This is a genomic window from Microvirga pudoricolor (assembly GCF_016892705.1).
Classification (GTDB): domain Bacteria; phylum Pseudomonadota; class Alphaproteobacteria; order Rhizobiales; family Beijerinckiaceae; genus Microvirga; species Microvirga pudoricolor.
On record NZ_JAFEMB010000001.1, the window covers coordinates 1,008,614 to 1,033,661 of the forward strand.

Below are 25,048 nucleotides of genomic sequence, written 5' to 3' on the forward strand. Positions count from 1 at the left end.
CCGGGATGCTCTAGATTAGGGGTCTGGACCGTTACCTCTCGACACGCGCTGCAAGGACAGGGATGACCACGGAAATCAAGATCGCCGCCAGGAACGCCGTCGATCGCAACCGTTCCGATGACCGAAAATCGGGTCATGTCCAATCGGGCCATGTCCAGCCCGAGGCCATCCATGCGATCGTCAACGCCAGTCACCGGGACCCGTTCTCGGTTCTCGGGCCTCATCCGGTGGGTCAGGGGCGCTGGGAAATTCGCGTCATGGTGCCGGGCGCGGAGGCCATCGACCTCGTGGCGCCGGACGGGTCGGCCGTGCTTCTGTCCATGGACCGGCGCCATCAGGCCGGCTTCTTCACCGCCACGGTCGAGTCCGAGGATCGGCCCTGGTACCGCCTTCACGTGCTCACGCCCCACGGCTGGGAGCTGCGCTACGATCCCTATGCCTACCTTCCCATCCTGACCAATCCCGAACTGACCCACATCCGCGATGTGGGCAGCGACGCGCATTACCGCATCCTGGGCGCCCATCGCCGGGTGCTGGGCGGCATCGAGGGCTTTCTGTTCGCCGTCTGGGCCCCGAACGCCCGGCAGGTGAGCATCATCGGGGAGTTCAACGACTGGGACGGGCGCGCCCATCCCATGCGGCTGCGCCACGACGGCGGCATCTGGGAGCTTTTCATCCCCGAGCTCCTGCCGCAATCCCGCTACAAGTTCGAGATCAGGGGCTCGAACGGGCATCTGCTGCCGCCGCGGGCCGATCCGGTCGCGTTCGCGGCCGAGCGCCCGCCCGCGACCGCGTCCGTGGCCACCGGCCTGCCGGAACTGACCTGGAGCGATGGCGCCTGGATGGAGAGCCGCAACAAGGCCGAGGCCCGCAAGTCGCCCATGTCCATCTACGAGTGCCATCTCGGTTCCTGGGCGCGGGTTCCGGAGGAAGGCGACCGCTTCCTCACCTATCGTGAATTGGCGGCCCGGCTGATCCCCTACGTCAAGGACCTGGGCTTCACCCATATCGAGCTCCTGCCCATCACCGAATTTCCGTTCGACGGATCCTGGGGCTACCAGCCCGTCTCGCTGTTCGCGCCCACGAGCCGCTTCGGTTCGGCGGAGGACTTCGCCTTCTTCGTGGAGGCCGCGCACGAGGCCGGAATCGGCATCATCCTCGACTGGGTGCCGGGCCATTTCCCCAACGACCCGCATGGGCTCGGGCATTTCGACGGCACGCATCTCTACGAGCACGCGGATCCCCGCCAGGGCTTTCACCAGGACTGGGGCACCTACATCTACAATTACGGGCGCCAGGAGGTAGCGGCCTTCCTGGTCTCGAACGCCCGCTTCTGGCTCGAGCATTATCACCTCGACGGATTGCGGGTCGATGCGGTCGCGTCGATGCTCTACCTCGACTATTCCCGCAATCCGGGCGAGTGGGTGCCCAACCGCTACGGCGGCAACGAGAACCTCGAGGCCATCGATTTCATGCGCCGCATGAACGAGGCCGCCTACGCGCACGCGCCCGGCGTCGTCACCATCGCGGAGGAGTCGACGGCATGGCCGGGGGTGTCGCACCCCACCTACACGGGAGGCCTGGGCTTCGGCTTCAAGTGGAACATGGGGTGGATGCACGACACCTTGCGCTACATCGGCAAGGATCCGATCCATCGCCGCTTTCACCACAGCGACCTGACCTTCGGGCTTCTCTACGCCTTCACGGAAAACTTCGTCCTGCCGTTGAGCCATGACGAGGTGGTGCACGGGAAGGGCTCGCTTCTGAGCCGGATGCCAGGGGATCGGTGGCAGAAATTCGCCAACCTGCGCGCCTATTTCGGCTTCATGTGGGGCCATCCCGGCAAGAAGCTCCTGTTCATGGGCGGAGAGTTCGCGCAGGAGCGGGAGTGGAACCACGATGCGAGCCTCGACTGGCATCTGTTGGACGACCCCCTCCACGCGGGAATGCGGAACCTGATCCGCGACCTCAACGGGTTCTACAAGCGCACGCCGGCCCTCTACGAGCGCGATACCGAGGCGACCGGATTCCAATGGCTCCTGTCGGACGACAGCCAGAACAGCGTGATCGCCTGGATGCGGCGCGGCGATACCGACGGCCAGATCGTGGTCGTGGTGTCGAACTTCACGCCGGTCCCGCGCGACGAGTACCGGATCGGCGTGCCCCTTCCGGGCTTCTATGTGGAGGCCGTCAACACGGATGCGGAATCCTATGGCGGGACGAATACCGGCAACATGGGCGGCAAGGACGCCGAGGCGATCCCGAGCCATGGCCAGCCTTATTCGCTGCCGTTGACCCTGCCGCCCCTGGGAACGGTGTTCCTGGTGCTGAACAGATAGGAAATCCGCCGCCGGCAGGCGGTGGACCCGGGCGTCAGGCCACCGCCTGCCAGGCGCGGCCGTAGACGTCCCGGTACTTGTTCGCCGAATGACTCCAGCCCTTCGGCCGGCTCATGGCCGCCCGGCGCATGTTGCTCAGGCGGGACCGGGACTTGAACGTGTCGACCCCGCGCCTGATGGCGTCCAGGAATGCGTGCAAGGACATCTCCCCGAACAGGAAGCCCGTGACACCGTCCTCGATCGTGTCCGCGAGGCCGCCGGTTCTGTGCGCGATGGGCAGGGAGCCGAATTTCTGGGCATACATCTGGCTGAGCCCGCAGGGCTCGAACCGGGACGGCATGAGCAGGAAGTCACTGCCCGCATACATGCGGCGCGCGTCCGTCTCGTCATAGCCGATGCGAACCCCCACCGAGCCCGGATGGCGTCGGGCCAGCGCCTCGAGCGCGCGCTCGAAACGCATTTCACCACGCCCCGTCACGGCCACCTGGCCACCCTGGGAGACGATGGCCTCGGCCGCCGAGATGGCGAGGTCCACGCCCTTCTGATGCACCAGGCGGGAGACGACCGCGAAAAGCGGGCCGCGCGATACGGCAAGACCGAAGGTCTTGCGCACCGTGTCGGCGTTCACCCTTTTGCCGGTCCAGTCGTCTGGCGTGAAGGGGCTTGCGAGATAGGGATCCGTGCTCGGATCCCAGCTCTCGTCGATCCCGTTGATGATGCCCTCGAGGTGCCCCTGATCGGCGCGGGCCCGCAGAAGGCCGTCGAGGCCGCAGCCATATTCGGGCTTGGTGATCTCGTTCGCGTAGGTCGAGCTCACCGTCGTGATGTGCGAGGCGTAGAAGATGCCGGCCTTGAGGAAGGAGAGCTTGCCGTAGAACTCGACGCCTTCGACCTGGAACGCCGCCTCCGGAATGCCGAGATGCGGCAGGCGCGTCCGGTCGAACAGGCCCTGATAGGCCAGGTTGTGGATCGTGAGGATGCTCGGGATCGGCACGCCCCGCCATTGCAGATAAGCGGCCGCAAGACCCGAAGGCCAGTCGTTCAGGTGCAGGAGATCCGCCTGCCATGTGGGATCGCCCGCCCCCATGGCGAGGTCGGCCGCCGCCATGCCGAGCCGGGCGAACCGGATATCGTTGTCGGCCCAGTCGATCCCGCGGGCATCGCCGTAGGGCGTTCCTTCACGGTTGTACAGTTCCGGGCAGAGGATCACGTAGATCGTCAAACCGTCGCGGGTGCGGGTGCGCCCGAGATCGCAGGCCGGCACCCCGAACATTCCCGGCAGCCGCCCGACGACCTCGACGGTCCCGATCCTGGACAGGAGCTCCCGGTATCCTGGAATGAGAACGCGCACGTCGTAATGTTGGCGCAGGGCCCGCGGAAGGGCGGCCGAAACCTCGCCGAGCCCACCGGCCTTCACATAATCCGACATCTCCGACGTGACGTAGAGGATGCTCTGTCGAGCGCTGGAAATCGATCGATTTCGCGGGACTGGAGGTGAATCGAGCGACTCCGGTTTTCCCTGGCGAGACAAGGAAATCGCGGCAACTTCAGGCGACGAACCTGTGCTATTGGACATGATGATACAATAGAGCGCGCTCCCCATCAGCCAGACTGCGCTCGAGACTGGCCGCCTTAGAAACTACCAAGCGGAGGATTTGTTCCAATAAAAATCATAAATCTTTGAACTCAACAATCCAGCCTAAATCAGAAAACTCTACTTCCTATGATTTGGTATTTTCCGATGGAAGTATTTTGCCTGCTCAATAGATTCTGTGCTGAAATTCTGGGCATGCGAGCACTAAAATATAGGCATGATTCTCTTAACGTTCGGTTTAGAATTCATCTAAATTCTTTGACCTTGCGTCATTTCCCACAGAATAATCTTTCCATTTCAAAGATATGAGAACAAGAGTTTTCTCGCTTCGTAAGATCTGACCCCAAAATTTTTCCCAAAAGCGTTCTCTCTGCGGTCTTTCGCTGGAAAGAGGTCGATGGAGAGCCATACGGGCGTCCGGCATGGCCTGGATGGCCGCGCGATGTGCCTGTACAAGTCAGGCGCAATCCTTCTGATGTCCCGAGATCCCCATGAGCATCAAGCCCGACGTCCTGTCCGCCATCGGCAACACGCCCTTGATCAAACTTCGCCGCGCCTCGGACATGACGGGGTGCACGATCCTCGGCAAGGCCGAATTCATGAATCCGGGCCAGTCGGTCAAGGACCGGGCGGCCTTGTTCATCGTGCAGGACGCGATCCGGCGCGGCACCCTGCGGCCGGGCGGCGCCATCGTCGAGGGCACCGCGGGCAATACCGGCATCGGGCTAGCCCTGGTCGGCAACGCCCTGGGCTTTCGCACCATCATCGTGATCCCGGACACTCAAAGCCAGGAGAAGAAGGACATGCTGCGGCTGGCAGGGGCCGAACTCATCGAGGTTCCGGCCGTGCCTTATGCCAACCCTAACAACTACGTGAAGGTCTCGGGTCGGCTCGCGGACCGGTTGGCCGCCTCGGAGCCCGATGGAGCGATCTGGGCGAATCAGTTCGACAACGTCGCCAACCGGCAGGGTCACATCGAAACCACGGGCCCTGAGATCTGGGAGCAGACCGGCGGGCGCATCGACGGCTTCGTGTGTGCGGTCGGCACCGGCGGCACCCTGGCGGGCATCGGCATGGCGCTCAAGGAGCGCGCTCCGGGTGTGACGATCGCGCTGGCCGACCCGATGGGGGCAACCCTCTACAGCTATTACACGAGCGGCGAATTGAAATCTGCCGGATCGTCCATCACGGAAGGCATCGGCCAAGGACGCATCACCAAGAACCTCGAGGACGCCCCCATCGACGTGGCGTACCAGGTGCCGGACGAGGAAGCCGTGCCGGTGATCTTCGACCTGCTCGAACACGAGGGCCTGTGCCTGGGCGGGTCGTCCGGCGTCAACGTGGCGGGGGCCATCCGTCTGGCGCGGCAGATGGGACCGGGCCACACGATCGTGACGGTGCTGTGCGATTACGGCACGCGCTACCAGTCCAAGCTGTTCAACCCGGATTTCCTGCGCTCCAAGGGCCTGCCGGTTCCGGCCTGGATCGAGCGCGCCGGCAGGATCGATCCCGGGCTCGTCTAGGGCCTACTCGCGGCGCAGGCGTCCGACGATCCCACCCGGGAACGCATAGACGCTGGTCACGAACAGGATGCCGAGCCAAAGCAGCCAGCGATCCGGATGGGTGATGCTGGCCAGGAGCGGGACAGCCGCCAGCGATCCGCTCACCGTTCCCATGAGCACCTGCAGGTAGCTTTGCGCCAAGACGAAGAGGGTCGCGCCGATGACGGAGCCGTAGAGGGTGCCCATGCCGCCGATGACCACCATGAGGAGCACATCGATCATGATGCTGAAGGACAGGGTCGTGTCCGGCCCGTTATAGCGCAGCCATAGGGCGAGCAGCGCACCCGCAACCGTCGCGGCCAAAGCCGCGATGACGGAGGCCGCAATCCGGTAGGCCACCACCCGATAGCCTAAGGCCTCGGCCCGGAACTCGTTCTCGCGGATGGCTTGGAGCACGCGCCCGAAGGGTGAGTTCACGATCCGCAGGAGCAGCAGGAACATGCCCAGCGACACGAACAGGATCAGGTAATAGGCGAGCAGGCGTCCGTTGATCGCAATGCCCATGACGGGATCCGCCAGCACCCGGAAGGCGGGGCGCAGCTCCGGCGGCAACTGGAACGACAACCCATCCTCTCCGCCCGTGAAGCCCGAGAGCTGCGAGGCCAGGACCAGCATGGCCGACGCGACCGCGAGTGTGATCATGGAAAAGAAGATGGCCCGCACCCGCAATGACACGAGCCCGATGATGAAGGCAAGCACCGCCGACAGGGCGAGCGCGGCCGCGAGACCGATGGCGACGGAGGTCCAGGTGGCACCCAGGCGGTTCAACGCGATGGCGATGCCGTAGCCGCCGATGCCGAAGAACATGGTGTGGGCGAAGGACACGATGCCGGTATAGCCCAGGAGCAGGTCGAAGCTGGCGGCGAGCAGGATGAAGATGCAGATCTTCGCCGCCGTCCCGATGGGCTGGCTGCCCGGGATCAGGAACGGCGTGGCGACGAGCGTCGCCAGGATGGCGACAAGCAGCAGCGACAGCACTCGCGAGCGGGGCGGATCGGCCGACAGGAGCCCGAGCAGGATGCCGTTTCGAGCAGGCGGCGTACCGGCAGCGGAGGACATGGCGAGCGTCATTGGCGGTTCACCGGAAACAGGCCTTGCGGGCGCCAGATCAGTACCAGCGCCATCACCAGAATGTTGGACACGAGCGCCAGCTTCGGGGCCAGGAAGCCGACATAATTGGCCGTGAGGGCGATGAGGAGCGAGCCCACAAAGCAGCCGCCGATGGAGCCGAGGCCACCGATGATGATGACGATGAAGACCAGCACCATCACGTCCATGCCCATCCCGGCCGTCAGCGTCTGGCGGTAGAACGCCCACATGACGCCGCCGAGTCCGGCCAACGCGGAGCCCGCCACGAAAACGCTCACGAACAGGCGCCGGATGCGGTAGCCCAGGGACTCCACCATCTCGGCATTCTCGACGCCCGCCCGGATGAGGAGCCCGATGCGGGTGCGGTTGAGGACGAGGTGCATCAGGCCGAACACCGCCAGGCCGATCACCACGGCGATCACGCGGTAACGCTCGATGGCCACATCGCCGAACACGAAGGCCCCGCGCAACGTCTGCGGCAGCGCCACCGTGATCGGCGAGGCGCCCCAGATCGCATGGATGAACTGCTCGGCTACGATCAGGCCGCCCACGGTTACCAGGATCTGCTTGAGATGGCTGCCATAGACCGGCCGGACGATCACCCGCTCGAAAAGCATGCCGACCGCTGCCGTGACCGCCATGGCGGCCAGGATGCACAGACCCAGAAGGCTGAGGTTGAGCACCAGCGAATCCGCCTCGCCCCACGCGGCCAGGGGGCCTAGCACCAGGAGCGTCGCGTAGGCGCCGAGCGATATGAACACGCCGTGGCCGAAGTTGATCACGTCCATAAGGCCGAAGACGAGAGTGAGGCCCGACGCCATCAGGAAGATCATCATGCCCATGGCAAGCCCGGCCGTGGTGAGCGTCACCCAGGACGATACATTTCCGAACAGGGGCGCGGCCAGGACCATCAGGGCCGGGACGAGCAGCAGGGGCACCCAGTCCCGCGGCGTGCGGGGAAGGTCACCCGGCTTGGTATCGGCGACGCTCGAACTCATTGGTGCGTATCCATGCTCAATCCGAGCAGCCTTTGCTGGAGATCCGTGTCGGCGACGAGCTCGCTCATGGGGCCCTGATGGGCCACGCGGCCGTCGTCGATCACCACAGCCCGGTCGCCCAAAACGGAGGCGGCGTGAAAATTCTGCTCCACCAGCAGGATGGTCTCGCCCGCTGCCTTGAGGGCCTGGAAGGCCTCGATCATGCTGCGGATCATCACCGGCGCGAGGCCCTTGGTGGGCTCGTCCACCAGCAGAAGACGCCGCGGCTCCGCGATGGCGCGGGCGATCGCCAGCATTTGCTTCTGGCCCCCCGACAGGTTGCCGGCCGGAAGGTCCCAGAAGCGCCTGAGCGCCGGGAACAGGCCCAGGATCCAGTCGAGCCGCGCGGGATCGACCGGGCCGCTGCGGGCCGCCAGCACGATGTTCTCGCGCACGGTCAGCCCCGTGAAGATCCCCATGCTCTCCGGCACGTAGGCGATGCCGGAGCGCGCGATGTCCGGCGTGGCGCTGGCCGTGATCTCGCGTCCGTCGAACGTGATGCGGCCGGATGACGCCTGCCAAAGGCCCATGATGGTGCGCAGCGTCGTCGTCTTGCCCGCGCCGTTGCGGCCCAGCAGCATCGTGAGCTCACCCCGCGCGATCCCGAAGGAGACGCCTTGGAGGATGTGATAGGGGCCGATATGGGTGTGGACGCCCTCGAGCGTCAGGATCGCCTCAGCCATGGGCGGCCTCCGGACGGGTCGTCTCGATTCCGAGATAGGCCTCCTGCACGATGGGCGATGCGATCACGGCGGCGGGGTCGCCCTCCGCCACCAGCGCCCCATGGTGCAGCACGACGATGCGGTCGGCCAGCGAGCGGACCACATCCATCTTGTGCTCCACCAGCAGGATCGTGCGGTCGCCCCGCTCCCTAATCTCCTGGATCAGTTCCAGCACGGTGGGCACCTCGTCCACGCTCATCCCGGCGGTCGGCTCGTCGAACATGAAAATCTTCGGCTCCAGGGCGAGCAGCAGCGCGACTTCGAGCTTGCGTTGGTCCCCGTGAGACAAGGTTTTGGGCGAGAGGTGGCGCTTGTCGGCGAGATGCACCGTTTCCAGAACCGACTCGGCCTTTTCGATGAGGTCGCGCCGGGTGTTCCAGGTTCGCAGGAGCGACCATCCGGCTCCGGCCCGGCTCTGCACTGCCAGGCGCACATTCTCCAGGGCGGTCAATTGCGGGAAGAGGTTCGTCAGCTGGAAGGCGCGGCCGAGGCCCTTGTGAGTGCGGGCGGAGGCGGACGCTCCCGTGATGTCCTGCCCGTCGACCCACACGGAGCCGGCGCTCGCTTTCAACTGGCCGGAGATCAGGTTGAAATAGGTGGTCTTGCCGGCTCCGTTCGGGCCCACGATGGCCGTCAGCGTGCCCGGCATGAAGCTGCATGTGACGTCGTCGACGGCCACGTGCCCGCCGAAGCGAATGGTGAGCCCGCGCGTTTCCAGCGCGGGCTTGGGGGGTGTGGACGAAACCACGATCACACTCTCGGGCAGGGAGTGGTGTCAGCGCTTGTTGCGTACCGGAATCGGCAGCTTGTCGGCCGGAATGGTGGCCACGAGATCGAGCAGATCCGTGTCGTCCCGGCCGTTCGCCTTGACCTTGAAGTGATACATGGGCTGCAGGGCCTGATGGTCCTCCTTGCGGAAGGTCATAGGACCTTTCGGCGTCTCGAAGGTCATGCCTTCCATGGCGGCGATCAGCTTTTCGGTGTCGGTCCCGCCCGCCTTTTCGACCGCCGTGAGGGCTGCGGAGGCGGCCGCGAAGCCGCCGGCCGTGAAGAAGTCCGGCGGCGTGCCGTAGCGCTTCTGATGCTCGGCGACGAACCAGTCGTTCATCGGGTTCTTGGGGAAGGCGTAATAGTAGTAAACCGCGCCTTCCATGCCGGGATAGTTCTTGTAGAGCTTCATGACCGGCAGGATGTTGCCGCCGGGCGCGATTTCGATGCCGTAGCGCTCGGGCTTCAGGTCGGCGATCTTCGGCAGCGGATGCGGGCCTGCCCAGATGATCTCGATGATCTTACGGCCGGGCTTGTCCTTCAGGGCATCGAAGATGCGCTGGGCGGAAGCCGTGAAATCGGTCGCGTTCTGGGGGGTGTATTCCTCGAACACCACCTTGGCGTTCGGCCGGATAGAGGCGAGCGCCGTCTTGAGGGCCGCAACGCCGTCGCGGCCGAAGGCGTAGTCCTGCGCCAGCGTCGCGATGGTGACCTCCCCGCTGTCCGGAACGGCGGCCGCGGCCGCATAGGCGTCCTGGGTCGAGTTGCGGGCGGTGCGGAAGATGAAGCGGTTCCACTTGTCGCCCGTGATGGCATCGGCCACCGCCGGCTCGACGATGAGGACCTTGCCGCTCTCTTCGGCCACCGGCAGCATCGCCAGCGCCGCCGCGGAGGATGTCGTTCCCACGGCGATGTCGACCCCATCGTCGTTATAGGCCTGCTCCAGCAGGGTCTTGGCGAGGTCGGCCTTCAACTGGTCGTCCTTGACGATCACGCTGACCTTGCGGCCCTGCCAGGTCATCGTGCCCTTGGTCAGGTATTCCAGGCCCATCATGAAGCCGGTTTCGCTCTGCTTGGCGTAGGCCTCGAGCGCGCCGGTCTTTCCGGCGATCAGGGCGATCTTGAGATCGGCCGCCGAGGCCGCGCCGGCAATCAGAAGTCCCGCCGCCAGCCCGGCGAAGGTCATGTAAGGCCGCTTCATCGTGTTCCCATCCTGGATCGGTTCGTTATGAAGTTTCACTTCATGCCGCGCGCGGAGGAACTGTCAAGAGCATCCGCGACGCGACAGGCAACTCTCCACGAATGACGACTCGTCGCCGGAATTCCGGGGTGAGGCAACACGACTTTCAGACTAGAGTGCCGGCACCGCGGCGGGGCTTCGTGGTGCTGCTCAAAATTGCGGCAGGATGCTCACCCTTCCGCAACGGGAGTTCTGGCTCCGCCGATCGCGGGCGTGACGGCATCCCGGCGCTTCGACGCCTCGGAGGCTGCCGACCAGTTGATGGAGCGCCCGCCGCTGAGATGCGAGAACAGGCGCGGCGTGAAGGTCGTCATCAGCTTGGCGATCAGCAGCGCCACGGCGAGCGTGATCGCGATGGTGGCGAAGTAGTTCAGGAGAAGGGCCGCATCGCCGTTCCCGGGAATGACCCGCGCCAGGCCTTCCTTGATGAACTGGTTGAGGGGCCAGTGAATCGAGTGCAGGAAGAACGCGACGGCGCCCAAGGCCGTCACCCGGCGCCCCCAGAAGGTATTCATCAGGAGTGGAGCGCAGCCCCAGAAGGCCGCGACGCCGAGAACGCGAAGCAGCCGCGTGCCGGGGCCGTAGAGGAACTCGCCCAGCGTGCCGTCCTCGGGGATGAAGGCGGGCGCGAGGGTTCGCAACCCGATCAGGACCACGTAGATCGCCATCAGGACGACGCCGTTGCGGGCGCTCACGAAGTCGAGGTTCCAGTACCGCAGCCGGGCCATGCCGCCCAGATAGAAGAAGAACAGCACGTCGGGCCGGAAGAAGATGACGAAGTCATAATCGACGAGCCAGGCCGCGCCGATGCCGACGAGGCCCACATAGGGCGCCTTGCGGATCAGAAGCCCCAGAAGCGGCGAGATCAGAACCGTGAGCAGCAGGTCGTGCAGGAACCAGAACTGGAAATTGACCGGGTGGCGGGTGATGCCTACGAGAGCGTTGAGGGTCGAGCCGATGCCGAGCTTCTCGACATCGTAGGTGATGATGGATTGCAGCGGAGAATCGGGCCACAGGGCCGCGATCCCGATGAAGAGAACAACCACGAAGGCATTCCAGGACAGCATCGGCAGCAGAACCGAGTGGACCCGGCTGCGATAGCGCTTCAGGTAGAAGCCCGGCGTCGGGTTCATGCTCTTGAAGAAGAGGTAACCCGAGATGGCGCTCAGGACCGGAACGGCGCTGAAGAACAGGAACAGGAAAAAAGAATTGACGAACGTCGCGATGGGCGTTGCCGTATCGCCATAACCCCGGAACGGCGAGCGGTCGGATCCCGGGAACGCGCCGTAATGAAGGAACACAAGCCCGATAATCAGGAGCAGGCGCAAGAAGTTGATCCTGCGCTCCAAGTCGGTGTCCGTCATATGATCCTCCACGCCGCTGTCCGGCTTCTTCTGCGGGCCCGCGTGCAGGGCTCGGCGGAGCCTTTCGCGAAGCCCCTGCGCCGCCACTTGGCGCAATGGGTCGATGGGGATCGATTCTAGCCTGCCAGGGGCGGAAACGGCTTGGTCCCATTAGCGGGAGACGGGTGGCTCTTTAGGAGGACCATTCCGGCCATCACGAATTGTTGAGGAATTGGAAGCGCATGAGGGTGCCCCTCGCGTCCTATGCCGGATCGAGCCCGAGGAGTCCGCGGGCCCGGCGCAGGCCGTCCCGGATCCTTTCGGCCACGAGTGGGCTCGTGCAGACGTTGGCCGGGCTTGGGTGGGGGATCGCGATCACCGCGACCTCCGGGCGGAGGGTGCGGATCGTGTCCTGCGCGAATCCCGCGACCCGGCCGGCGAGCAGAATCCCCTGCAACCGGGGCAGGGGATCCAGGAGGGGCGGCAATTCCCGGATTGCGGCCCTGGCCTCGCTCGCGCGGGGCGACCGGTTGCGGGCTCCCGGCACCTGAATCACCCAGGGCACGGCGTTCCAGATCAGGGTCTCGCGCCTGGGGATGCCAGCCTCGCTCAGGTATCGGAAGAGGTTGGAGGCGGTACCCGTCGGGTTATCCCGGGACACGAAGGCGGTCTTGAAGACCTGCGGTCCCGGCGTCTCGAGCAGGAGGAGGAGCCGCGCCCGGATGCCCCCGTCGAGGGGGGTCCATGTCGGGCGCGGAGCCGTGCCGGGCCCGGATATCCCGCACGAAGGCCCCGAGCGGCACCATGTGCGGTTCACCCAGAAGCCCTCGGCGGATCTCGAGAGCCGAAGGATCGCCAAGCGACTTCGGCTCTCGCGGTTCACGATGTCCCCCGAAGGACATCAGGCCTTATTCGCTGCCCTTGGTCTTGGGCACGTAGGGGCCGTTGCCGTCGAAGGTGTAGGCCGTCTTGACGGTGGTGTAGAACTCCTCCGCATAGCGGCCCTGTTCGCGCGGGCCGTAGGACGAACCCTTTCGGCCGCCGAACGGCACGTGGTAATCCACGCCCGCCGTCGGCAGGTTCACCATCACCATGCCGGCCTCCGCATTGCGCTTGAAGTGCGAGGCATGCTTCAGGCTCGTGGTGCAGATGCCCGAGGACAGGCCGAAGGGCGTGTCGTTGGCGATATCCAGGGCCTCCTCGTAATCACGGGCGCGGATGACCGTCGCCACGGGGCCGAAGATTTCCTCCCGCGCGATGCGCATGGAATTGTCCACGTTCGTGAACAAGGCCGGCTCCAGGTAGAAGCCGGGCGTGTCGCGCTTGAGCAATTCGCCGCCCTGGGCCAGCGTCGCGCCTTCGTCCTTGCCGATGCGGATGTAGTTCAGGTCCTGGTCGAGTTGGCTCTGGTCGACCACCGGGCCGATATGCGTGCCGCTCTTGAGGGCGTCGTCCACCACGAGACCCCGCATGCGCTCCGTCATGGCCTGCACGAAACGGTCGTGGATGCCGTCCGTCACGATGATGCGCGAGGACGCCGTGCAGCGCTGGCCGGTGGAGAAGAACGCGCTGTTAATGCCGCATTCCACCGCGACGTTGAGATCGGCATCGTCCAGAACCACCATGGGGTTCTTGCCGCCCATCTCGAGCTGCACCTTCTTCATCGGGTCGCCCGTGACGCACTTCATCGCCACTTGGCGGCCCGTGGAGACGGAACCCGTGAAGGAAATGGCCGACACCTTCGGGCTCTTCAGCATCGCTTCACCCACGATGGAGCCGCGCCCCATAACGAGGTTGAACACGCCCGCCGGGATCCCCGCCTTGATGATGATCTCGGACAACGCATGAGCCGAGCCCGGCACCAGTTCGGCGGGCTTGAACACCACCGTGTTGCCGTAGGCCAGCGCCGGCGCGATCTTCCAGGCCGGGATCGCGATGGGGAAGTTCCAGGGCGTGATGAGGCCGATGACGCCCACGGGCTCGCGGGTGATCTCCACGTCGATGGCGGGGCGCACGGAGGGCAGCTTCTCGCCCGCCATGCGCAGGCACTCGCCCGCGAAGAACTGGAAGATCTGCCCGGCGCGGGTCACCTCGCCGATGCCCTCCGGCAGGGTCTTGCCCTCCTCGCGGGAGAGCAGGCGGCCGAGCTCGTCCTTGCGGGCGATGATCTCGTCGCCGACCTTCTTGAGAATGTCGTGGCGCAGCTGGATCGAGGAGCGCGACCAGGCCGGGAAGGCGTCGTGGGCGGCCGCGATCGCGGCTTCGGCCTCGGCCGCGGAAGCGCGGGCGAACTCGCCCACCACGTCGCCCGTGTTGGAGGGGTTGATGTCGGGGGACGCCTCCGTGGCGTTCACCCATTCGCCTGCGATGTAATTCTTGGTCATGGTCAGCCTTCCCGATTCGGTTGGATGAGGTTGCGTCCGGCCAGATTGGCCATGAGGGCGCCGATGCCGTAGGTCCAGGGCTCACATTCGGCGCTGGTGCGCATGCGGTTGACCAGCGCGCCCAGTTGCGGGGTCGCGATGGTGACGATGTCGCCGGGCTTGTGCGTGAAGCCCTGCCCCGCCTCGTCCCGGTCCTGGGTCGGCGCGAACATCGTGCCCATGAACAGTACGAAGCCGTCCGGATATTGATGGTTGCGGTTGATGGTCTGGGCGACCAGATCCTCCGGGTCGCGGCTGATCTTGGAGATCGACGAGGAGCCTTCGAGCTTGAAGCCGTCCTCGCCCTCGACCGTCAGCGTGACGGTGGTTTGGCGCACGTCGTCCAGGGAGAAGGTCTCGTCGAAGAAGCGAATGAACGGTCCGACCGAGCAGGAGGCGTTGTTGTCCTTCGCCTTGGACAGGAGCAGCGCCGAGCGGCCCTCGAAGTCGCGCAGGTTCACGTCGTTGCCGAGCGTCGCGCCGACGATGCGGCCCTCCCCCGACACCACCACCACGACCTCCGGCTCCGGGTTGTTCCAGGTGGACTTGGGATGGTAGCCCGCATTCATGAAGGCCCCGATGGATGAGAGCGTCGGCGCCTTGGTGAAGATCTCGGCGTCCGGGCCGATGCCGACCTCGAGATACTGGCTCCAGGCATTCTGGTCCATGAGCACCTTCTTGAGGTGCATGGCCTCCGGCGAGCCGGGCTTGAGGCGGCTCAGGTCGTCACCCACCAGCCGGGTCACTTCGGCCCGGATGGCGGCAGCCGCGCTGGCGTCGCCCCGGGCCCGCTCTTCGATCACCCTCTCCAGCATGGAGACCGCGAAGGTCACACCGGCGGCCTTGACGACCTGAAGGTCGACCGGCGCCAGGAGCCAGGGCTTGGACGGATCGCGGGTCTCGGAATCCGCATTCGCCAGGAGAGCGTCGAGATCGCCGATGCGCTCTCCCCGTGCATCCCGCAGGGTCCGGGCGGGGTCGGCGGATGCCGCGAGCGCGCTCACGGTGGAGCAGACGGACGAAATGTCGAAGACGCCCTCGTCCCGAATCGCCACCACGGACGGACCGATGCCCGGACGCCACGCGCGACCCGCCAGAGCCCCCTTGAGCCCGTCCGACGGCAGGACGGATTTGATACGGTTTGGAGAAGTGAATTGATCCATGGCCCTCACCAGCTGCGACGGGCGCGAGATTGGCCCGCCTCCGTCGTGGGCCCTTCATATAGCGGCCGGGCCGTTCCGACGACAGGAAAAGACGCTGGCGGCGCACATCCGGCCGGTGCTGGCCCTTAGATCAGCGCTCCGACGGCCGTGAGGTGAGGATCGTGGATACCGTCCCGTCGGAAGGCCTCGACGGTGTCGCGCCAATACTCGACATTCGCCCCGGCCTGCCCGGCGGAGCCGGCGATCCATTCGGCAATCGCCGCATCCGTAAGGCCAGGGCGGTAAAGCGGTCCTTCGCGCCGGGTATCGAAGACAAGGACCGGGAGCGGACCAAGATTCGCATGGGCCTCGGTCCAGACGGGAACGTAGGCCGGCAGGCGCATCTCCTGGCGCCAGACGGTCATCAGGTCCCTCTCGAGGCAGCCGGGCTCGATCCGGTACGCCAGCCCGTCGCAGGCGCCGGATCGCTCCAGGCCGAGAACAAGGCCAGGCGCTTCGGCCGTTCCCCGGTTGAGAGGATCCGCGATGTTGAAGCACCGGCTGTAGCCCGCAAGCGTCGCAACCCGCCGCTCCGCGGGCCGGAAGGGCGGATCGGCCGCCAGGGCGCCGTAGACGAAAAGCCAGATGTCCGCGTGCGCGACCGGAAAGGGGGCCCGTCGAAGGGCTTCGTCCAACGAGGCTTTGAGGAGAGCCTCGTCGGCAAGACTGACGTGAAGTGTCATGGGGAGGGTTTCGTGAGGGACGCAACCTGCGGCAAACCCACGGGCGCGTCTGGCGTTCCCTCGGGCCGGAAAACTCTTTCGTTATCGGGTTCCCGGGCCGGGTTGTGCCTCGAGATCCCGTTTCTCGTCCACGTCGAACAGGACCCCATCCTCCTCCACCTCGACCCTCGCGAGCCTGTTCCCGAGGCGATCCAGGAGTTTTCCGGCACCGAAATCGCCTGATAGGGCCTCGACCTCCTCAAAAAGGCCGCGCGTGAGGAGAACCGGGTGACCGCGCCTGCCGCGAAAAACCGGAACGGCCGCCGCGTGACGGCCCGCCAGGGCAAGCCGCAGGCGGTTCGGCACGTCCGGGGGAATGCAGGGCATGTCGCCCAGGAACACGAAGGCACCCTCGGCCTCGTCGGGGAGGGCGCGGATGCCTGCCCGCAGGGACGCCGATAGGCCCTGGCGGTAATCGCTGGCCTGAACCAGGACCGGCATCGGCGCGCTCCGGTCCTGCATCCAGCCCCGCACGGCCGCTGACACCTCGCCCGCATCGAAGCCCGTGACCACGATGACCCCGCGGACGGGCGCGGTGGCGGCCGCGTCGAGGGCGGCGTAGATCAGCGGGGCGCCCCGCCAGGGAGCCAGGAGCTTGCGGCCGCCGAAGCGGCTGCCCGCCCCAGCGGCGAGAACCAGGGCATGGAGGGTGCTCACGGATTTCAAGCGGCCGCGACGGTGTGCAAGGCCGGAGCCGGTGCGCGGGCTGCGGCCTCCAGGGTCTGGCCGACCTCCGCGATGACGCCGGTCGCGATCCCCCAAGGTGAGCGGGGGCCGGACGGCAGGCCGATCGGTGCTCTCAGGGCGTCGAAGCGATCCGGCGAGACGCCGGCGGCCAGAAGGCGCGCTCGCTTGGCCGGCAGTTTGCGCGTGGAGCCGAGCAGACCCACATAGCCGGCGCTCGACTGCAGGGCTGCGCAGAGAGCGTCGTGATCGTCCTCCTCCTGGTGGGTCGCCACCGCGACGGCACTCCAGGGATCGAGCCCTATGGCCGCGAGCGCCGTCCCCGGTGCATCACGCCAATAGCGGATGCCTTGGACAGGCGGGGGAGTGGCGGGCCCCTTGGGGCGGATGAGGTGTACCTCCCATCCGACCTGCCCGGCCATCATGGCCATGGCGAGGGCTGAGGGGTCGCTTCCCACGACGATGAGGCGCGTCCGGGGGTCGTGGATGCGGTAGATTCTCGCGCCGTCGGCACACAGGCCTGCCCGGCCGCCGCCGGCTGCAAGGCCTTGGGCCGCCGTGGCTGGAAGACAGGTGCTCTCCCGGCCGTCGCTCGCCCAGACGACACGATGACGTCCCGCCTCCACGAGGTTCCGGGCGGCGGCGTTGCCGGGCGCGACCCGCTCGACCAGAAGCTCGATCCGACCGCCGCAGGGAAGCTGGATGTCGATGGGGCCGCCCTGGCCGTAAACCAGGCGCCGAGGCTCGTGATCGTCGAGGCAGTCCAGGGCGTGCCGGACCACATCGGCCTCGACGCATCCACCCGAAACGTAGCCCGACACGTCGTTTTGCGTGACGATCATCTGGGCGCCGATTCCTCGCGGCGACCCGCCGGTGGCCGCGTAGAGCGTCACAAGGGCGGAGGGCTCCCGGTCCGCCAGGGCCTTTTCCAGCGCGGGCCGGATATCGTCCGTCAAACCGAAGAGCGGCCAATCCGCCTTGACGGCATCAGCAGCAGCCATGGCGGCTCCTCAAAGCAGATCCTCGATGCGGATCGGCAGGTCGCGGATGCGGCGACCCGTGGCATGGAACACCGCGTTGGAAACGGCAGCGGCCGTTCCCACGTTGCCCAGTTCGCCCAGACCTTTGATGCCGAGTGCGTTCACCTGGTAATCCTCCTCCGGCACGAAGATCACGTCAACGTCCCGGATGTCGGCGTTGACGGGGATCAGATACTCGGCGAGATCGTCGTTGAGGTAGCGGGCGGCGCGCCGGTCGATGTCCGTGGCCTCGTGCAGCGCCGATCCGATGCCCCAGATCATCCCGCCCAGCAGCTGGCTGCGAGCCGTGGTCGGGCTGATGATGCGGCCGGCCGCGAAGGCGCCGACGATGCGGGGCACGCGGATCTCCCGGGTGCGCCTGTGGATCCGAACCTCAAGAAACTCCGCCCCGAAGGCATATTGGATATGATCCCCCGCAGCGCTGCCGGACGTCATGGCCGGCAAGCCGCTTTCCAGCATCTTGTGGCCCATGACCTTCACGGTGCCGGAAGCGATCTCGGGCGTGTACTTGACGTAGGATTCCATGGGGCCGAAATCGATGCGCGTCAGGGCGTCCTTGAGCGGCTCGCTGCGGCCGTCGGGGGTCACGAGCCGGCCATCGCGAAGACGCATCGCCCCGTGATCGGCCCCGCCGAGCGGCCCATCCGCGTGGCTCGCGGCCTGCGCGAGCCGGTCGCGGATGTCCTCGCAGGCCTGAGCGACCGCGTTGCAGATGCTCGCGGTGGCATTCGATCCTCCCGCCACGGGCGCCGGCGGCAGGGTGCTGTCGCCCAATTCGACGCTGACCTGTTCGAGAGGCACGCCGAGCAGGTCGGCGGCCGTGAGAGCGATGGCCGTGTAGGCGCCCGTCCCGATGTCGTGGCCGGCGGTCTGAACGCGCACCGTGCCGTTGGGCGCGACCGTCACGCGCGCCTCGGCGGGCGCCACGTTGCTGGGGTAGCAGGCCGTGGCGCAGCCCCAGCCGATCAGCCAGTCGCCGTCGGTCATGGAGCCAGGCAGCGGGTTGCGCTTCGACCACCCGAAAGCCTCTGCGGCCCGGTCGTAGCACTGCATGAGGGCCCGGCTCGAATAGGGTTTCCCGTCGATGGGATTGACCTGCGTGTCGTTGATGCGGCGCAGTTCGACCGGATCCATGGTCAGGGCCACGGCCAACTCGTCCATCGCGCATTCGAGCGCGTACACATAGGGCACCTCGGCGGGGGAGCGCATGAAGCCGGGCGTGCCCCGGTCGGCGTGCACGATGTTCACCTTGGTGTAGATGTTCGGGCAGGCGTAGAGAAGCGACGTGGTTTCTGTCCCGGCGACCTTGTAATTGTCGGGCCGCGAGGAGACTTCCCAGCCCTCGTGCGACAACGAGGTCAGGCGCCCCGACCGATCCGCGCCGAGCTTGACGTGATGCTCGGTCTCGGCCCGGTAGGTGGACACCGTGAAGGCTTGAGCGCGGGTCGAGACAAGCTTGACCGGCCGGTTGAGTCGCTTCGCCGCCAGGGCCACGAAGGCCGTGCGGGGCGTCAGGGCGGCCTTGGACCCGAAGGCGCCGCCCACGAAAGGCGACACGACCCGGATCTTGTCGGCGCTCATGTTGAGTTGCTGAGCCAAGCCGTTCTTGAGGCCATGAACGAACTGGCTCGGCTCATAGACGGTCAGCGTATCGCCCGACCAGACGCAGGTGGTCGTGAAGAGCTCGATGGGATTGTGATGCTGCGTCGGCGTCGCGTAATAGGCATCGACCTGAACCTCGGCCTCCCGGAAGGCCTTCTCGGCGTCGCCCGTCTTCGGGTCGGAGCCCGACAGCGGATTCGACATCTGCCGCGGCTGGGGTCGGGTGTCGCCGAAGCCGGCGACCGCCTCCCGCACGTCGTAGTCGACCCGCACCTTGTGGGCGGCCTCGCGCGCCGCCTCGAAGGTCTCGGCGACCACCATGGCGACGATCTGGCCGTCATGCCAAATCTTGGGCGAATCCATCGGCATGATGGTGGTGGAGGTGTAGCCGCCGCCTGCGAAGAACCGGGCCTTGCCGACCTTGCCACGGGTGTTCTCGTAGGTGAGGATGTCGAGCACGCCCTCGACGGCCTGCGCGTCTTCGAGATGGAACTGCTTGATCCTTCCACGGGCGATGGTGCTCGTGACCAGGAACGCGTGAGCCGCGTCCTCCACGCCGACGTCCGAGGGGTAGCAGGCAGCCCCGGTGACCTTCAGACGACCGTCGATGCGAGGCACGGACCTGCCGATCATGCCGCCGTCGATGCGGGAGGGAGCATTCATGACCGGATCTCCAGGGAAGCGGCATCGAGGAGCGCGCGCACGAGCGTGGCCTGCCCCAATTCGATCTTGAAGTGATTGTCGCCCTGCGCCCGGGCCGGTTCGAAGGCAGCCTGCGCCGCCGCTTTGGCGCTGCTCTCGTCCAGAGTCCCACCCTTCAGGGCTTCCTCGGCGCCCGAGGCGCGCCATGGGATGGTAGCAACCCCGCCGAGGGCAATGCGGGCGTCCCTCACGTGCCCGCCCTGCATGTCGAGGGCCACCGCCGCGGAGGCGACGGCGAATTCATAGGATTCGCGGTCGCGAACCTTGAGGTAGAGCGAGCGCCGGGTCCATGGTCGGCTGGGGATATCGAAATGCGTGATGATCTCGCCGGGGGCGAGATTCGTCTCGGCCTGGGGCGTATCGCCGGGGAGGCGATGGAGCTGGTGGAACGGGATCGTGCGCTCGCCGTCGCGTCCGGCGATGGCGACAGTCGCGTCGAGAACCAGAAGGGCCTGCGCGAAGTCGCCCGGATAGGCGGCAATGCAATGGGGGCTGACCCCGAGAATCGCGTGCTTGCGGGTATTGCCCTCGAGAGCGGCGCATCCGCTGCCCGGATTGCGCTTGTTGCAGGCCTCCCAGGCCACGTCGCGAAAGTACAGGCAGCGCGTGCGCTGGAGGACGTTTCCGGACAGGCTCGCCATGTTGCGCAGTTGCGCACTGGCGGCAAGCTTGAGCGATTGGGCGAGCACCGGATAGTTCCGGATTACGTCAGGGTGGTCCGCCGCCGCGCTCATCTTCGTCAGGGCCCCGAGACGCAGGCCGTCCTCACGCACCGAGATGCCGGATAGGGCGGGCGCGAGCGGGTTGATGTCGACGAGGCGCTCGGGCCGCATCACGTCGATCTTCATGAGATCGAGAAGGGTCGTTCCGCCGGCCAGGAATTGGACGGGTGCGCGGATGTGGGCGTCGGACGCGACGGATGCCGCCTCGATGGCCCCGGCCATGTCGGCGGCGCGCTCGTACGAGAAGGGTCTCATCCGCGCGCTCCTTCCATTTGGTCCCGGGCCTGCTTGATGGCCGCGACGATGTTGGGATAGGCGGCGCAGCGGCAGAGATTGCCGCTCATGTATTCACGGATGTCGTCGTCCGTTCGAGCGTGCCCCTCACGGATGCAGGCAACTGCAGACATGATCTGGCCCGGCGTGCAATACCCGCACTGGAAGGCGTCGTGATCCATGAAGGCTTGCTGCATCGGATGGAGGCTGCCCTCCTCCGGTGCCAGCCCCTCGATGGTGGTGATGCTCTTGCCTTCGGCCGACGCCGCGAGGGTCAGGCAGGCCAGATGCCGCTCTCCGTCCACATGAACCGTGCAGGCCCCGCATTGCCCCTGGTCGCAGCCCTTCTTGGAGCCGGTCAGGCCGAGATGCTCCCGCAGGGCATCGAGCAATGTCACCCGGGGATCGAGGGTGAGATGGTGGTCGCGCCCATTGACGGACAAGGTCACATCGAGGCCGCCCGTGCGGTGGGCAGCGGGCGTCGTTTTGAGTGGTGAGAAGGTATCCATCCCGAGTCCCCGAGAGCTGGTGGAACGAGGCGGGGAAGCCAGGGCCATGAGCGACCTCCGACCGGTCGGCTCCGACCCTCGCCGGACGTTAACCGGAGCGGAAGGCTCCGGTTCCTGGAATGACTCTAGAAAACAGGAGTGCGCGGCCTGGGTTTCACGGTCCGGCCGCGTTCCTGCAATCTTGGTGTCAGCTTGCGTTGCGCTTGCGGGTGGCTGCGGCCTTCTTGGCGGACGCCGAGCGGGCCGCCGGCGACCGGCTCGCAGCCGCCTTCCTGGCGGAGGCCGAACGCGCCGAGGCCGGACGCGATGCGGAAGCCGAACCGCCAAGGTCGCCACCCTTCTTCGATGAGACCTTCGTGTCGGCCTTGCCCCGCCCCGATCCGCTCTTGTTGCCGCCGCCGGATTCCTTGTTCACTGTCGCCCAGGCCCGGCGTTCGGCCTCCTTCTCGGGAACACCGCGATCCTCGTAGGATTCCTCGATGTGATCCGCTTTCCTCTTCTGCTTGTCCGTATACGCTGATTTATCTCCGCGCGGCATGACGTGCACTCCTGTCCGATGGACCTGCTGAGGGACCGTTCCCACCGCGCGAGACGCGCCTTCCGATGGAAACCGTCTACCCCTCGACAACCGGACCGGTAGGGCGTTGTTCCGGGCACATCGCGCCGTCCTCAGCCGCTGTTGCGCAAGCCTGCCGCGACACCGTTGATGGTGAGATGAATGCCCTGCACCACCCGCTCATCCGCATCTCCGGCGCGGTGGCGCTTCAGCAGTTCGATCTGCAGGTGGTTCAAAGGATCGAGATACGGGAAGCGGTTGCGGATCGACCGCGCAAGGAGAGGGTTGCGGTCGAGGAGTGTGTCCTGCTGCGTGATGTCGAGAAGCTGGCGGATCGTCTCCTCCCACTCCCGGCGGATGCGCGGGAAGATGGCGCTGCGAAGCTCCTCGTCCTCCACGAGGTTGGCGTAGCGCGACGCGATGGCGATGTTGCTCTTGGCCAGCACCATGTCCATGTTCGAGAGCAATGCCTCGAAGAAGGGCCATTCGCGGTACATCTCCTGCAGCCGTTTCAGGCCGTCACCAGGATGCTTCTCCAGATACTCGCGGATCGCCGTGCCGAAGCCGAACCAGCCCGGCAGCATGAGGCGGCACTGGGCCCAGCCGAACACCCAAGGGATGGCGCGCAGGTCCTCGATGCGGCGCGAGTTGGTGCGGGAGGCCGGGCGACTGCCGATGTTGAGGTTCGCGATCTCGCCGATCACGGTCGAGTCCCAGAAATAGCGCTCGAAGCCCTCGGTCTCGTAGACGAGGTTGCGGTAGGCCCGGAAGGCGCTGTCGGACAGCTCTTCCATGGTGTCGAGATATTCGGGGCGCGGGGCCGGCTGGCCCGTGTGAAGGAGCGAGGCCTCCAGGGTCGCCGCCGCGATGATCTCCAGGTTGCGGCGGCCGAGATCGGGGTTCGAGTATTTGCCCGCGATCACCTCGCCCTGTTCGGTGATGCGGATCGCGCCCTGCACGGCACCGCCGGGCTGGGCCAGGATCGCCTGGAAACTCGGTCCGCCGCCCCGGCCCACGGACCCGCCCCGGCCGTGGAACAGGCGCAGCATCACGCCGTGCTCGGCGAACAGCTCCACCAGCTTGATCTCGGCCTTGTAGAGTTCCCAACCCGAGGTGAGGAAGCCCCCGTCCTTGTTGCTGTCCGAGTAGCCGAGCATCACCTCCTGCTGTTGGCCACGACTGCGCAGGAGGCGCATGTAATCGGGCAGGCCGAAGAGGTCGCCCATCACGCGGCTGGCATTGCGCAGGTCGCCGATGGTCTCGAAAAGCGGGACGATGTTGACGTCCATCTCGCCCTCGCGCGGCCGCAGGAGCCCGGCCTCCTTCAAGAGCAACGCCACTTCCAGGATGTCGGAGGGATCGCTCGCCTTGGAGATGACGTAGTTCGGAACGGCTGCGCGGCCATAGCGTTTTCGCGCGGCCGCCGCCTCGCGCACGATGGCGAGTTCCGACTCGGTCTCCTTGGAATAGGCGAGATAGGGCGTGGTCAGAAGGCGCGGCGTGCGCAGCTCCTCCAAAAGGAGGGCGACGCGCTCCTCCTCCGAAAGGGCCGTGTAGTCGGTGCCCGGGCTGGCCTTCTCGAAGAGCTCCGCCACCACCCGGTCATGCACGTCCGAATTCTGGCGCAGGTCGATGCTGGCCAGGTGGAACCCGAACACGCTCACGGCCCGGCGCAGACGCCGCAGGCGGCCCCGCGCCAGGGCGCCGGATCCGTTGGACAAGAGGGAGCGGTGAATGATCGCGAGATCGCCGCTCAGCTCCTCCGGATCCGTGTAGGGCGACGCCTCGCCGACCTGGTGACGGGCGATGTCATGATGGCCGAAGGCCGACGCGGTGGCGGCAAGGCGCGCATACATGCCCACGATGGCCCGGCGATAGGGCTCGTCCTGCCGGTGGGGCGAGTGGTCCGGCGAGGCATCCGCCAGGGCCTGGGCCTCGTCGGAAATATTGACGTAGCGCCCATCCAGGGACAGCTCGGCGCCCAGGCAATGCAGCTCGTCCAGGTAATGGCTCAGCGCCCGCGCGCTCTGGAGGGAGAGCGCCTGGCGCAGCGCATCCGCCGTCACGAACGGATTGCCGTCCCGGTCGCCGCCGATCCAGCTTCCCATGCGCAGGAAGGGCGGCAGTTCCAGGGTCTCCCAGGACGGGTCGATGGCGATGAGCTGGTCCTCCAGCGCCGCATAGACCCGAGGCAGCTCCTTGAAGAACGTATAGTCGTAATAGGACAGGCCGTTATTGACCTCGTCGATGACCTTGAGCCGGTTGCGCCGCAGGATGCTGGTCTGCCAGAGGGTCAGCACCGCCCGCCGCAGGGCCTCCTCGCTCTCCGAGAGTTCGACCGGAACCAGCCGCTGCCGGTCGCGCAGGGCGAGGAGCTGGGAGATCTCCATCTCTCGGTCGATGGTGCTCTTGCGCCGAACCTCCGTCGGATGGGCGGTAAGCACTGGGCAAATGAGGGCGCGGGCGAAGAAAGCCTGCAGGTCTGCTTGCGAGATTCCGGCCTCTCCGGCGAGCTTCAGCGCCCGGGCGATGGTGCCCTCGCGGGGCGCGGATTCGGCCATGGCGTGCGCGCGGGAGCGGCGGACGTGGTGGCTGTCCTCCGCGATGTTGGCCAGGTGGGAAAAATAGCTGAACGCCCGAATGATCTGGTTGGAGCGTCCCCGCGACAGGCTGTTGAGGGTGGTCTCCAGCTCCTTGCGGGCGATCTCGTCCTCGTCCCGGTGGAAGCGGATCGAAGTCTGGCGGATGCGCTCGACGATGTCGAACACCGCCTCGCCCTCCTGGGCGCGGATCGTATCGCCCAGGAGCCGGCCCAGCAGCCGGATATCGTCACGCAGGGGCAGGTCCTTGTCCGGTGTCTCGAGGCTGATGGCGGTCACGGCGGGGCTCTGACTGAAATATGTTGCACCTGCGAATAAA

General features: G+C 66.2%; 20 protein-coding genes. 2 read left to right on the plus strand and 18 right to left on the minus strand.

Annotated elements, in window-relative coordinates; translation table 11 throughout:
* Window positions 1-62 precede the first annotated feature (62 nt).
* The gene (gene glgB, locus ILT42_RS04675; protein ID WP_204214149.1) at window positions 63-2,339 is read left to right on the plus strand and encodes a 1,4-alpha-glucan branching protein GlgB; all 2,277 of its coding nucleotides are present in this window, start codon (window positions 63-65) and stop codon (window positions 2,337-2,339) included.
* Between the two features lie 34 nt (window positions 2,340-2,373).
* Here glgB and glgA read toward each other — a convergent pair whose 3' ends face one another.
* Window positions 2,374-3,915 carry a glycogen synthase GlgA gene (gene glgA, locus ILT42_RS04680; protein WP_267874388.1) on the minus strand — a complete coding sequence of 514 codons (1,542 nt, stop codon included), beginning with the start codon at window positions 3,913-3,915 and terminating at the stop codon, window positions 2,374-2,376.
* A 509-nt stretch (window positions 3,916-4,424) separates the two neighbouring features.
* On the opposite strand from glgA, the gene ILT42_RS04685 reads away from it, so the two are divergent.
* A complete protein-coding gene (locus ILT42_RS04685) occupies window positions 4,425-5,456 on the plus strand; it encodes a cysteine synthase A (protein WP_204214151.1) in 1,032 nt (343 codons plus the stop codon).
* Between the two features lie 3 nt (window positions 5,457-5,459).
* Here the strand turns inward: ILT42_RS04685 and ILT42_RS04690 are convergent, their stop codons facing one another.
* The 17 genes from ILT42_RS04690 to ppc form a co-directional block, all read right to left on the minus strand.
* The gene (locus ILT42_RS04690; protein WP_204214152.1) at window positions 5,460-6,554 is read right to left on the minus strand and encodes a branched-chain amino acid ABC transporter permease; all 1,095 of its coding nucleotides are present in this window, start codon (window positions 6,552-6,554) and stop codon (window positions 5,460-5,462) included.
* A gap of 8 nt (window positions 6,555-6,562) precedes the next feature.
* A complete protein-coding gene (locus tag ILT42_RS04695) occupies window positions 6,563-7,582 on the minus strand; it encodes a branched-chain amino acid ABC transporter permease (RefSeq protein WP_204214153.1) in 1,020 nt (339 codons plus the stop codon).
* Window positions 7,579-8,304 (minus strand): ABC transporter ATP-binding protein, encoded by a 726-nt coding sequence (locus ILT42_RS04700; RefSeq protein WP_204214154.1) that lies wholly within the window; start codon window positions 8,302-8,304, stop codon window positions 7,579-7,581. Before ILT42_RS04700 ends, ILT42_RS04695 begins: the two co-directional genes overlap by 4 nt.
* Window positions 8,297-9,091: an ABC transporter ATP-binding protein gene (locus tag ILT42_RS04705; RefSeq protein WP_204214155.1), complete on the minus strand. Its 795-nt coding sequence runs from the start codon at window positions 9,089-9,091 to the stop codon at window positions 8,297-8,299. Before ILT42_RS04705 ends, ILT42_RS04700 begins: the two co-directional genes overlap by 8 nt.
* 27 nt (window positions 9,092-9,118) lie before the next feature.
* Window positions 9,119-10,312 carry a substrate-binding domain-containing protein gene (locus ILT42_RS04710; RefSeq protein WP_204214156.1) on the minus strand — a complete coding sequence of 398 codons (1,194 nt, stop codon included), beginning with the start codon at window positions 10,310-10,312 and terminating at the stop codon, window positions 9,119-9,121.
* Window positions 10,313-10,521: 209 nt separating this feature from the next.
* A complete protein-coding gene (locus ILT42_RS04715; RefSeq protein ID WP_204214157.1) occupies window positions 10,522-11,715 on the minus strand; it encodes an acyltransferase family protein in 1,194 nt (397 codons plus the stop codon).
* 241 nt (window positions 11,716-11,956) lie between these two features.
* Entirely contained in the window at window positions 11,957-12,511 is a 555-nt protein-coding gene (locus ILT42_RS04720) for a uracil-DNA glycosylase (RefSeq protein ID WP_204214158.1), read from the minus strand.
* 91 nt (window positions 12,512-12,602) lie between these two features.
* Window positions 12,603-14,078, minus strand: a complete 1,476-nt coding sequence (locus ILT42_RS04725) for an aldehyde dehydrogenase family protein (RefSeq protein ID WP_204214159.1) — start codon at window positions 14,076-14,078, stop codon at window positions 12,603-12,605.
* A 2-nt stretch (window positions 14,079-14,080) separates the two neighbouring features.
* Window positions 14,081-15,280 (minus strand): fumarylacetoacetate hydrolase family protein, encoded by a 1,200-nt coding sequence (locus ILT42_RS04730; RefSeq protein ID WP_204214160.1) that lies wholly within the window; start codon window positions 15,278-15,280, stop codon window positions 14,081-14,083.
* 125 nt (window positions 15,281-15,405) lie between these two features.
* Entirely contained in the window at window positions 15,406-16,002 is a 597-nt protein-coding gene (locus ILT42_RS04735) for a gamma-glutamylcyclotransferase (RefSeq protein WP_204214161.1), read from the minus strand.
* 81 nt (window positions 16,003-16,083) lie between these two features.
* The gene (locus tag ILT42_RS04740; protein WP_204214162.1) at window positions 16,084-16,698 is read right to left on the minus strand and encodes a nucleotidyltransferase family protein; all 615 of its coding nucleotides are present in this window, start codon (window positions 16,696-16,698) and stop codon (window positions 16,084-16,086) included.
* A 5-nt stretch (window positions 16,699-16,703) separates the two neighbouring features.
* On the minus strand, window positions 16,704-17,726 hold the full coding sequence (locus ILT42_RS04745) for an XdhC family protein (RefSeq protein WP_204214163.1): 1,023 nt from the start codon (window positions 17,724-17,726) through the stop codon (window positions 16,704-16,706).
* A 9-nt stretch (window positions 17,727-17,735) separates the two neighbouring features.
* A complete protein-coding gene (locus tag ILT42_RS04750; protein ID WP_204214164.1) occupies window positions 17,736-20,030 on the minus strand; it encodes a xanthine dehydrogenase family protein molybdopterin-binding subunit in 2,295 nt (764 codons plus the stop codon).
* A complete protein-coding gene (locus ILT42_RS04755; RefSeq protein ID WP_204214165.1) occupies window positions 20,027-21,046 on the minus strand; it encodes an FAD binding domain-containing protein in 1,020 nt (339 codons plus the stop codon). Before ILT42_RS04755 ends, ILT42_RS04750 begins: the two co-directional genes overlap by 4 nt.
* Window positions 21,043-21,573 (minus strand): (2Fe-2S)-binding protein, encoded by a 531-nt coding sequence (locus ILT42_RS04760; RefSeq protein WP_204214166.1) that lies wholly within the window; start codon window positions 21,571-21,573, stop codon window positions 21,043-21,045. Before ILT42_RS04760 ends, ILT42_RS04755 begins: the two co-directional genes overlap by 4 nt.
* Before the next feature lie 187 nt (window positions 21,574-21,760).
* A complete protein-coding gene (locus ILT42_RS04765) occupies window positions 21,761-22,111 on the minus strand; it encodes a hypothetical protein (RefSeq protein ID WP_204214167.1) in 351 nt (116 codons plus the stop codon).
* A 131-nt stretch (window positions 22,112-22,242) separates the two neighbouring features.
* On the minus strand, window positions 22,243-25,008 hold the full coding sequence (ppc, locus tag ILT42_RS04770; protein ID WP_204214168.1) for a phosphoenolpyruvate carboxylase: 2,766 nt from the start codon (window positions 25,006-25,008) through the stop codon (window positions 22,243-22,245).
* Window positions 25,009-25,048 lie beyond the last annotated feature (40 nt).

What these genes read in the sequence shown, in the direction of transcription:
- glgB (WP_204214149.1), top strand. Translation starts at nt 63, where the DNA reads ATGACCACGGAAATCAAGATCGCCGCCAGGAACGCCGTCGATCGCAAC.
- glgA (WP_267874388.1), bottom strand. Translation starts at nt 3,915, where the DNA reads ATGTCCAATAGCACAGGTTCGTCGCCTGAAGTTGCCGCGATTTCCTTG.
- ILT42_RS04685 (WP_204214151.1), top strand. Translation starts at nt 4,425, where the DNA reads ATGAGCATCAAGCCCGACGTCCTGTCCGCCATCGGCAACACGCCCTTG.
- ILT42_RS04690 (WP_204214152.1), bottom strand. Translation starts at nt 6,554, where the DNA reads ATGTCCTCCGCTGCCGGTACGCCGCCTGCTCGAAACGGCATCCTGCTC.
- ILT42_RS04695 (WP_204214153.1), bottom strand. Translation starts at nt 7,582, where the DNA reads ATGAGTTCGAGCGTCGCCGATACCAAGCCGGGTGACCTTCCCCGCACG.
- ILT42_RS04700 (WP_204214154.1), bottom strand. Translation starts at nt 8,304, where the DNA reads ATGGCTGAGGCGATCCTGACGCTCGAGGGCGTCCACACCCATATCGGC.
- ILT42_RS04710 (WP_204214156.1), bottom strand. Translation starts at nt 10,312, where the DNA reads ATGAAGCGGCCTTACATGACCTTCGCCGGGCTGGCGGCGGGACTTCTG.
- ILT42_RS04715 (WP_204214157.1), bottom strand. Translation starts at nt 11,715, where the DNA reads ATGACGGACACCGACTTGGAGCGCAGGATCAACTTCTTGCGCCTGCTC.
- ILT42_RS04725 (WP_204214159.1), bottom strand. Translation starts at nt 14,078, where the DNA reads ATGACCAAGAATTACATCGCAGGCGAATGGGTGAACGCCACGGAGGCG.
- ILT42_RS04730 (WP_204214160.1), bottom strand. Translation starts at nt 15,280, where the DNA reads ATGGATCAATTCACTTCTCCAAACCGTATCAAATCCGTCCTGCCGTCG.
- ILT42_RS04735 (WP_204214161.1), bottom strand. Translation starts at nt 16,002, where the DNA reads ATGACACTTCACGTCAGTCTTGCCGACGAGGCTCTCCTCAAAGCCTCG.
- ILT42_RS04745 (WP_204214163.1), bottom strand. Translation starts at nt 17,726, where the DNA reads ATGGCTGCTGCTGATGCCGTCAAGGCGGATTGGCCGCTCTTCGGTTTG.
- ILT42_RS04750 (WP_204214164.1), bottom strand. Translation starts at nt 20,030, where the DNA reads ATGAATGCTCCCTCCCGCATCGACGGCGGCATGATCGGCAGGTCCGTG.
- ILT42_RS04755 (WP_204214165.1), bottom strand. Translation starts at nt 21,046, where the DNA reads ATGAGACCCTTCTCGTACGAGCGCGCCGCCGACATGGCCGGGGCCATC.
- ILT42_RS04760 (WP_204214166.1), bottom strand. Translation starts at nt 21,573, where the DNA reads ATGGATACCTTCTCACCACTCAAAACGACGCCCGCTGCCCACCGCACG.
- ILT42_RS04765 (WP_204214167.1), bottom strand. Translation starts at nt 22,111, where the DNA reads ATGCCGCGCGGAGATAAATCAGCGTATACGGACAAGCAGAAGAGGAAA.